The 9,102-nt window shown below is 42.6% G+C and carries 4 protein-coding genes; 2 read left to right on the top strand and 2 right to left on the bottom strand.

From position 1 onward, the window contains the following. Positions 1 to 310: 310 nt before the first annotated feature. On the bottom strand, positions 311 to 2,299 hold the full coding sequence (locus WAA86_RS15230; protein WP_337301883.1) for a putative porin: 1,989 nt from the start codon (positions 2,297 to 2,299) through the stop codon (positions 311 to 313). A 166-nt stretch (positions 2,300 to 2,465) separates the two neighbouring features. Here WAA86_RS15230 and WAA86_RS15225 point away from each other — a divergent pair, with 166 nt between their 5' ends. Further along, the gene (locus tag WAA86_RS15225; RefSeq protein ID WP_337301882.1) at positions 2,466 to 6,740 is read left to right on the top strand and encodes a thrombospondin type 3 repeat-containing protein; all 4,275 of its coding nucleotides are present in this window, start codon (positions 2,466 to 2,468) and stop codon (positions 6,738 to 6,740) included. Further along, positions 6,737 to 7,450: a hypothetical protein gene (locus WAA86_RS15220; protein ID WP_337301881.1), complete on the top strand. Its 714-nt coding sequence runs from the start codon at positions 6,737 to 6,739 to the stop codon at positions 7,448 to 7,450. The genes WAA86_RS15225 and WAA86_RS15220 overlap by 4 nt, the downstream gene beginning before the upstream one ends. A 275-nt stretch (positions 7,451 to 7,725) precedes the next feature. Here WAA86_RS15220 and WAA86_RS15215 read toward each other — a convergent pair whose 3' ends face one another. Then, positions 7,726 to 9,099 (bottom strand): RagB/SusD family nutrient uptake outer membrane protein, encoded by a 1,374-nt coding sequence (locus tag WAA86_RS15215; protein WP_337301880.1) that lies wholly within the window; start codon positions 9,097 to 9,099, stop codon positions 7,726 to 7,728. Between the last annotated feature and the right edge of the window lie 3 nt (positions 9,100 to 9,102).

Genomic DNA, 9,102 nt, shown 5'->3' with positions numbered 1-9,102 from the left:
TCGGGCTGCAAACCTACAACCTTTCCGCAATACCACAACACTTTTTTACACCTTTTTTTCAACTTTTTTTTGACCCCTTCGGAACACCTTATAATACAAGGTTTTACGAACGAAAAAAAATGGCCGTTTATCTCGGGGCAAGGATTGAGCTAGCTGTATGAGCTCTTTGCCAAAATCCCATGAATCGCCTTGTTGTGATTAAAATCGGCAGATTGAAGACTTTCTTCTCCTGAAAAAGATCAAATGGCAATGGCAAAAGCGAGTAGCGAAAGCCTGGTTCTGCCCTTTTCGGGCAGAAGCACCCCATATATTAGGAGAAGAAATTCCAAACCAAGCCAAAGCGGATCACAAAATCCCTATATGGGTAGTTTGGTGCCGAGTAAAAATTGAATCCGGAAAAGGAGGAATTGAAATGTTCCGCCTTTAAAAAGAGTCTGGTCTGCTTTACCTTGGCATTGATAAAGAAATCCAACATTGGATAACCTCCCAATTCCTGCCTGTTCTGGATATAGAATTCCCCGAGCAAGGGATTATAAGCATCCATATTATATGCCGTAAAATATTTAAAGGTAATTCCGGTCTGCAAGTGCATGGCCCGATCAAATACATCCTTTGAAAAATACAGCGTGTTCCTGGTTACCCATTGGGGCACGTTGAGCACATTATTGGTCTGATCTACCTGCTGGTACATAAGGGTATTGTTCAGGGCAAAATACCCCAACTTGAACTCCTTATTATATTTGATCTTTACATAATTGATACTGTTCCCTTCTTGAAATGGCCTTACCGCCGCATTCTCTTCCCCGGCATCTATCTGCTCTTGGGTCGCCGTGGAGGTGAAATAGGTATAATTCTCCATGGTATTGTATTCTGCGGATAGGTTACCCAACAATTTGGAGTCCAACCCCAACATCAGTCCATTAACGCGTTCCTTTTCAAAGACCTCATTGTTCTGCCAATTATAATTGACATAATCACTCTGATATAATAGGTAGTTGAAATTGGGCATTTTACTGGATGAGTTGATGGCGAAGGTAGCCTTAGCTCCAGATTGAAGCATATAACTGGCCGATGCATTGATAATGTTCCCTGTTAATTCCCCGGAAACACCGTAGTCTACCCCACCATTCAGTTCAAATCCACCTATGTTCTTCTGATAATGCGCTCCAACGGTGACCTCCTCCCCTTTCAATTGGTTGGAAATCTCCTCGCCCGAAGCAGTTATCAGCTTACTGTCAAAATAGTAATTGTAATTGTACAGGGCCACATTCCCCTTCAATGTACCCAACGTTTTGTTGCCCAGCTCCAAGTATCCTTGGTTGTACATGGTCTTAAGATTTGCCTTGTCCTTAATAGTACTCACAAAGGCATCGCCAAAATATGCATCCTGGGCGGTCTGCCCAAACTCGTAATATTTGGTCTCATAAATGAACTGGTGCCCCAATGAGAGGTAATTGGTTCTTGCCTTGGCAGCATCACCACTTCTTTTGAACAGATCATATTGATGATCATAAAAGTATCTTTTTCCCAATACCTTATTATTGGCATTGGTAAAAAACACATCTATTCTAGATCGGTCCGTGAATTCGGGATCACCGGATTCAAATTGGGTCACTTTATTGGAAAGGCCCCCGTTTTCTTCTGACAAAATATCCTGGGCGGCAATGTGCGCGCGCAACCGGTACCTTAAGTCCTTGGTCTCATAGGTAGCCGTGGTCCTAAAATTCCCTGATTCAGCTTCGTTAAACTGATATTTTCCCAAGGATCTAAATCCTTTGTAGGCCAATGAGATATTTAGGCGCGGATTCATATTAAAAGTCAAAAGGGCGTCCAATAACTGCCCTTGTTCAAAAGTGGTCTTGAACATTAATTCGGTCATTGGCGTAGGCACCCTATAATAATTGATGTCCTGAACCTCCATATAGTTGAAGTGTTTGGCCTCTGCCCCCAGGGAAGGATACAAGGTGTTCTGCTTTACTGTTACGCCCAGGCTATTGTAAGGTTGCCCTATATTGGAAAAAGGCATGAGCTCAAAGTTGTCTTTTCGGAGAAAATTGTATTTATATTCCTTTTGTATGGAAATGGTGGTATCCAAGTAGGTAGTATCCCTGGCATAGGAGATAATCTTATAATCTTCTATGGTAAATTCAGGTTTTTCCTTCCCCTTGTTCAAAGGTTGGAACTTTTTTTGTGCAGCCAAGGCGGTAGTATCCTTTTCACTAACCTTTAGTGTAGGTCTGTCCTGGCCAAAAAATAAACTTGAATTACATATAAATAGAAGTACTACTAAATATCTCATTCCAAAAAATTAGTTGGACAAAGGTAATTTTTTTGTTTCTAAAGAAATGTGAAAAATTCAGCAATCACAAGATTCAAATTAACAGCCAAATAACCATGATTGTTTATTTAACAACATTTAATATTGAAAATATTATATTTTTCCTGATTTTTACAAAAAAGTCAGCATGTTAAGAAAATTATTGCTGCTACTGATCCTTAGTAGCACCTTTTCCTATGGACAATTCAATGAGAGCGCTCCATGGATGAAAACTATAAAAAAAGACCCCAACAATACCGCTAAAACAAGTACGAACAATTATTCGCTCTATGAGATTTCAGATGCTTTTCATGCGTATTGGAAAGACAAGGACCCCAACGTTAAGGGATCTGGCTACAAACCATTTATGCGGTGGGAGAACTATTGGAAACAGTTCGTGGACGAGAACGGCTACTTACCTTCCTCCAAACAGTTGTGGGATGCTTGGGAAAGCAAAGCCAATAGCACGGCAGTGGCCAATCCTACCAGTAGTTGGACCTCTCTTGGCCCGACCAATGTGGATGCCTATTCCGGACGGTTGCCCGGACAGGGACGGGTTAACGCCGTAGCCGTTGATCCGAACAACGCCAATATCTGGTATGTAGGTGCTCCAGCAGGTGGCATTTGGAAATCTTTAGACGCCGGAGCATCATGGACAAATCTTTTTGACGACTTTCCCCAAATAGGGGTATCAGGGATCGCCATAGATCCCAACAACTCCAATATCATATATATAACAACGGGAGATGACGATGCCGCAGACTCCTATAGTGTAGGCGTATTCAAATCTACCGATGGGGGAGCAAGTTGGAACCAAACAGGCCTGAATCCGAGCAATACGTCTGACAATTGGCTTATGAACGAGATTGTCATAGACCCGACAAATTCACAGATTCTATGGGTGGGCACCAACCAAGGTCTATATAAATCATCCAATGGGGGTACATTATGGATCAGAAAAAAAATTGGGAACATCAAGGATTTCAAACTTAAGCCCAATAACAGCAACACCATCTATGCGGTTACCAATGATGAGTTTTTCAAATCAACAGATGGTGGTGAAGTATTTACTGAAATCACAGGCAACCTCCCGGCCAATTCAGGAAGATTGGTATTGGGTGTAACGCCTAACAATGCTTCCGTAGTTTATGTGCTGAGCGCGGATACCGGAGCCAATGACTTTGCTTACCAAGGCCTTTACAAATCTACCGATTCTGGGACTACCTTTACGAAGACCCCCAATGCCAACAACATATTGGAATCTAACCAAGCTTGGTTTGATTTGGCCATGGAAGTGTCTCCAACAGACGAGAACGAGGTGTATATAGGATGTTTGAATATTTGGAAAACCACAGATGGGGGCACCACTTTCTCCCCATTGAACCAATGGTATCTGGACAACGCTTCCTATACCCATGCCGATATACATACCTTAAAAATATTCAATGGCAATTTGTTTTGTGGAAGTGATGGTGGCGTATACATGTCCTCTGACAAAGGGACAACCTTTACGGACTATACCGCCGGAATTGCCATAGGACAATTTTACAGGGTTTCTGTTTCCAGAAACAACGCATCACAGATGATCGGCGGCCTGCAGGACAATGGCGGCCAAGTACTTAGTGATGGAAAATGGAACAACTACCACGGAGGGGATGGCATGGACAATGTTATAAGCCCATTAAACGATAATTTGGTTTACGGCTTTTCCCAATTTGGAAGTTTCCTCAGCATATCCAACGATGCGGGACAAGCCATAACTACCATTAGGTCCCCAGAGGTGAATGGTAGTTTTCTACAAGGAAACTGGATTACCCCGTTGGCCATAAATTCCAATGGGGAGGTTTTTGCCGGCTATAACGCCCTCTATAAGTTGAACGGAACATCTTGGGAAAAGATTTCAAGACTTATTGGAGAAGGAAAGGGCGATATTGAGGATGTGGAGATTCACCCTACCAATCCAATGATTATTACTGTGGCCCAGGACAATCAGCTTCACCGAAGCACAGATGGGGGGATCAACTTTACCTTGATCCAAAGTTTTGAAACTGACATATCGGATATGGCTTTAAACAATTCCAATGAGAACATTGTTTATGTTGCCACTTCCAGGAGGGTCGGGATCAGCCAAAATAGACAACCTGCCAATATTGGCGTCTATAAGATTGAGATCAACGGTACAGAGATAACCAATACAAACATAACCTACAATCTTTCCACAGACCAGGCCTTCTTTTCTTTGGCACACCAAGGAAGGAATACAGATAACCCCATCTATTTGGGAACTAGCCTTGGCGTGTACAGACTGGATGATACTTTGACGGAATGGGAGGATTATTTTACTGGCCTTCCCAGTACGGCCGTCAGCGATCTTGATATTAGTTTGGATGATGAAGTTATCACGGCCTCTACCTATGGAAGGGGGGTTTGGCAATCCCCCATACCCATCAAAGTCCCTGAAAACGATCTGAGGTTGATTTCCTTGACACCCAAAGAAAATGCAGTACTCTGTGGTGAAATAATCCCAGAGATCGCTGTGGAAAACAAAGGAACCAATGCCATTACGGAAGTAGTTGTAAACTACACCGTCAATGGGGTGGCCGCACAAAACATTACCTATCCCATAGCTCTAAATTTCGGGGAATCGGCCACTATTCCATTACCACCTTTAGATCCCGAACTGTTTGGGCGCAATACGCTCAATGTAACAGCAAGCATAACCAATGATGCCTTTTCTGACAACAATACCCTAAAACACAGTTTTTTTGCCAATGATTTTGGTGTGGGCGGAACGGTGAACACCTTTGAGACGGCAGAGGAATCCTTGATAACCTACAATGAAGGCAGCGAGGGCAGTGTTTGGGAAAGAGGTATTCCGGCAGGAAATGCCCTGAATATGGCAGCCTCTGGCCAAAACGTGTATGCTACAAATTTGGATGGAAACCATCCGGACAATGTGAAAGGAATTCTTTTGAGCAATTGTTACGAATTCTCTTCCATCTTGGCTCCGGTGCTTAAATTTAAAATGGCGTACGATCTGGAGATAAATTTTGACTTGGTCTATGTACAGTACTCCTTGGACAGCGGATCTAGCTGGGAAGTACTTGGAAATATCAATAGTACTCCCAACTGGTATAATAGCGATAGAACAAATGCAAATTCTGGAGATGATGATGATTGCCAGAACTGTCCAGGGGCACAATGGACAGGTGCCAACACCGAATTAACGGAGTACGCCTATGACTTTACAGCCAATGCCCTCAATGGAGAGACCGATCTTACCAATGAGCCTAACGTTATATTTAGAATTGTTTTCCAATCAGATCCTGCGGTGACCAGAGAAGGTGTTGTCATAGATGACTTTGTAGTGGAAGGCTTTCAGGATGATGAGGATGATGATAACGATGGCGTTAACGATGATGTGGACAATTGTCCATTAACTGGCAATGCCAATCAGTTGGACACTGATAACAATGGCATAGGAGATGTTTGTGATCTGGATGACGATGGTGATGGTATAAATGACAAAGACGACAATTGTCCCTTAATTGCCAATGCCGATCAATTGGATGGAGACAACGACGGAATTGGAGATGTTTGTGATACAGACTTGGACAATGATGGCGTACCCAACGATATTGATTTGTGCGACAACACACCAGAAGGTGCCGTGGTGGACGTAAATGGATGCGAAATATTCTCCTTACCGAGCAACAATTTCAAGGTATTGACTACGGATGAATCCTGTATATCCAGCAATAACGGGGCGTTAAAAATAAATGCATTGGACGCATCCTATACTTACACGGCCAAACTTACTGGGGAAACTGCCAGCTTCACCCAAGACTTTACCTCAGAAACTGAATTTGGCAATCTTCCTGCGGGGAACTACTCCCTTTGCATTACCATAGCCGGCCAGGCGGCATACGAAAACTGTTTCGGGATAAAAATCTCGGAACCAGAGGCCCTGTCAGTATCTTCCAAAGTAAACACTTTAGGAAAAGAGATAAGCTTAAAACTGTCTGGAGGGAATTCATATACTATCTTGGTCAATGAGATAGAGTATTTTACTACGAACAGCGAAATAACCCTGCCACTGACAACGGTGGAAAATACTATACAGGTGAAAACGGATTTGGACTGTCAGGGAACTTTTGAACAAAGGGTCATACTTTCCGATGAAGTTCTTATCTATCCCAATCCTATAGCCAATGGAAGCTTAACGATTCAATTGGGCCGTGAGATCCAGGACAGCGTAGATGTTCGCCTGTTCACCATGACCGGCAATAGTGTATTTACCAAGAGTTTTACTCCCAACAACGAATCCATCCAATTCAATGTTGACAGGTTGGCCAAAGGCATATACCTTCTGAATATTACCATGAACAATAAATTAACTACCTATAAGATCATTAGAAAATGAAAACATTGAAGCAAATATATCTTTTCCCGATCCTCATGCTAATCAGTTGTGGAGGAGGAGATTCTGGCGGAACACCTGTTGTTCCACCACCGGAACCTGTCCCGTCTCCATTAAGCGCTACATTGATATTTCCAGAGAACAACAAGGAGTGTACGGAGGGGACGGTAGAAAATGAAACCCAAAGCACTGTTAATTTCCAATGGAACAGCTCGGAGAACACCGACAGTTATGAGGTAAATTTGAAAAACCTGAATACCAATAACTCACAAAGGGTACCCGCTTCCACCAATGCTGTGTTGATTACCCTGAACAGGGGCACACCATATGAATGGTCTGTTACTTCCAAGGCCACTGGCACAAACACGACGGCACAAAGCGAGGTCTGGAAATTTTATAATCAAGGACCAGGTATTGAAAATTATGCCCCATTCCCCGCAGACGCGGTATTCCCCAAAAGAGGAGCCAATTTGGCAAGCACCAACCAAGTGACCCTTCAATGGACCGGTAGTGATATAGATGATGACATCGCATCCTACAGCATCCTTTTGGACACCCTAGAAATTCCCGTTGCCGAACTGGGCACCACTACCGAAAATTCTATTGAGGCCACGGTTAGCCCAGGGCAAACCTATTTTTGGCAGGTGATCACTATTGATTCCCAAGGCAACTCCTCCAACTCAGAAATATTTTCATTTAGAATCAATTCATAGGGAAGTTTTTCTAGAGCAATCTTCTGGAAACCAACAACGCATAACCAAAAAAATGCCATGTCTACGGGTAGCACCGAAACATGGCTTTTTTATTGTCCCCAAACTCCAGAAGATAAGCAAGTACCAATCCCCCAATGTCCGTTGCATGCCCAACCATATTGTCAATTATTGGGCTACCCACAAGTAGCAATGACTTCCTGTTTGCTTACCAAAGTCCGTATAAAGAAAAACCCCCGCAATTGCGGGGGTTTTACATATTGATAGATTAAAAACTTCTAGTTTGAATAACCGAAATTCTGAACCATATTAGAGTTTGCATTCGTCTCTACTGCAGGAATAGGGAATGCATAGTTATAGCTTCCATATGCAGGACCAGCCTGGTTTGGATCCAAGAATGGAATATCCATTTGAGATCTTGCCAAGTCATCGAACCTAAAGCCTTCAAAAGCCAGTTCTTTTCTTCTCTCCAACATAATATTGGCTTGTGAAGCAGTAGCGTAAGGCAGAGCATTTCTGTTGGTAGCAACAGAGTTTAAGAAAACCAAACCGTTACCTCCAGTATTCTGCAAGGCTTCAGCGTAATTCAATACCACCTCTTCATATCTGATGATACTGATGTTGTCATCGAATGTGGCAGATGGATATTTACCGATATTTCTCAAATTACCAGCACCATCAACATCTATCATCTCTGCAGAACCACGAATGTCACCTGCATCAAAGATATTTGCAAAAGCATCATATGCCTGAATATCTCCATAAGTGTTACCTCTGTAAATATTTGCCAAACCGTTAATTCCAAGATTGTCATTGTTGTTAACAGCCAACTCGAATATGGAATTTACAGCACCATCTGTAGACCAACTTGCCACAAAATCACCTGCAGGAACTATACTGAACTGGTTAGAGTTTACCACTGCAGCAGCAGCTGTCAATGCTTTTTGGTAGTCACCAAAATAAATCTCTACCCTAGACCAAAGTCCGTTAACCGCATGCGTTGTAATGTACTGCTTGCTAGGATCATTCAAAGATGCCGACATAAGGGACAACGCAGTAGCGAAATCCTCTTCCATCAAAGCTTTAACTTCACCAACGGTATTTCTCGCTGGCAATAAGTTTTCACCTTTGAATTCAGTTACATAAGGAACACCCAATGCGCTTAGTCCACCACTTTGAACATGTTGTTGACCATATAACCTTAAAGCATCAAAATGCGCCAAGGCTCTTACCGCATAGGCTTGACCTTTAATATGGTTGATCGTAGTTTCATCTCCAGTAACTTCAGCACCTATAACAATGTTTGCCGAAGCGATAACCTCATAGATTTGCGTCCAAGTACCTGTAGCCTGACCATCAGTTTCGGTCATGGCCATAGTACTAACAGTAACAAAACGTCCTGAATTACCATTGGAAAATGCATTGTCAGATCTGGAATCACCATAGATGATGATATCCCTACCATAATATTGTGTGGATGTTAGTCTATTGTACATACCCAACAATATCCCTTGAAGATCTTCTTCAGTGTTTATACTGGTCTCTACCGATTTATTTACGGCTAGAGTTGGATCCAGACTATCCTCACTACACGACATCATCGTTGCAGAAGCTAGGATAGACATTATAAATAATTTATTTATTTTTCTCATGGT

It is taken from the genome of Sediminicola sp. 1XM1-17 (genome assembly GCF_037203765.1).
Lineage (GTDB): Bacteria > Bacteroidota > Bacteroidia > Flavobacteriales > Flavobacteriaceae > Sediminicola.
Note: the sequence above shows the minus strand (reverse complement) of the source record. Positions and strands in the feature narration are given on the sequence as shown.

Excerpts from the sequence above, each read along its gene's own strand:
- WAA86_RS15215 (WP_337301880.1), bottom strand. The coding sequence starts at position 9,099 with ATGAGAAAAATAAATAAATTATTTATAATGTCTATCCTAGCTTCTGCA.
- WAA86_RS15225 (WP_337301882.1), top strand. The coding sequence starts at position 2,466 with ATGTTAAGAAAATTATTGCTGCTACTGATCCTTAGTAGCACCTTTTCC.
- WAA86_RS15220 (WP_337301881.1), top strand. The coding sequence starts at position 6,737 with ATGAAAACATTGAAGCAAATATATCTTTTCCCGATCCTCATGCTAATC.
- WAA86_RS15230 (WP_337301883.1), bottom strand. The coding sequence starts at position 2,299 with ATGAGATATTTAGTAGTACTTCTATTTATATGTAATTCAAGTTTATTT.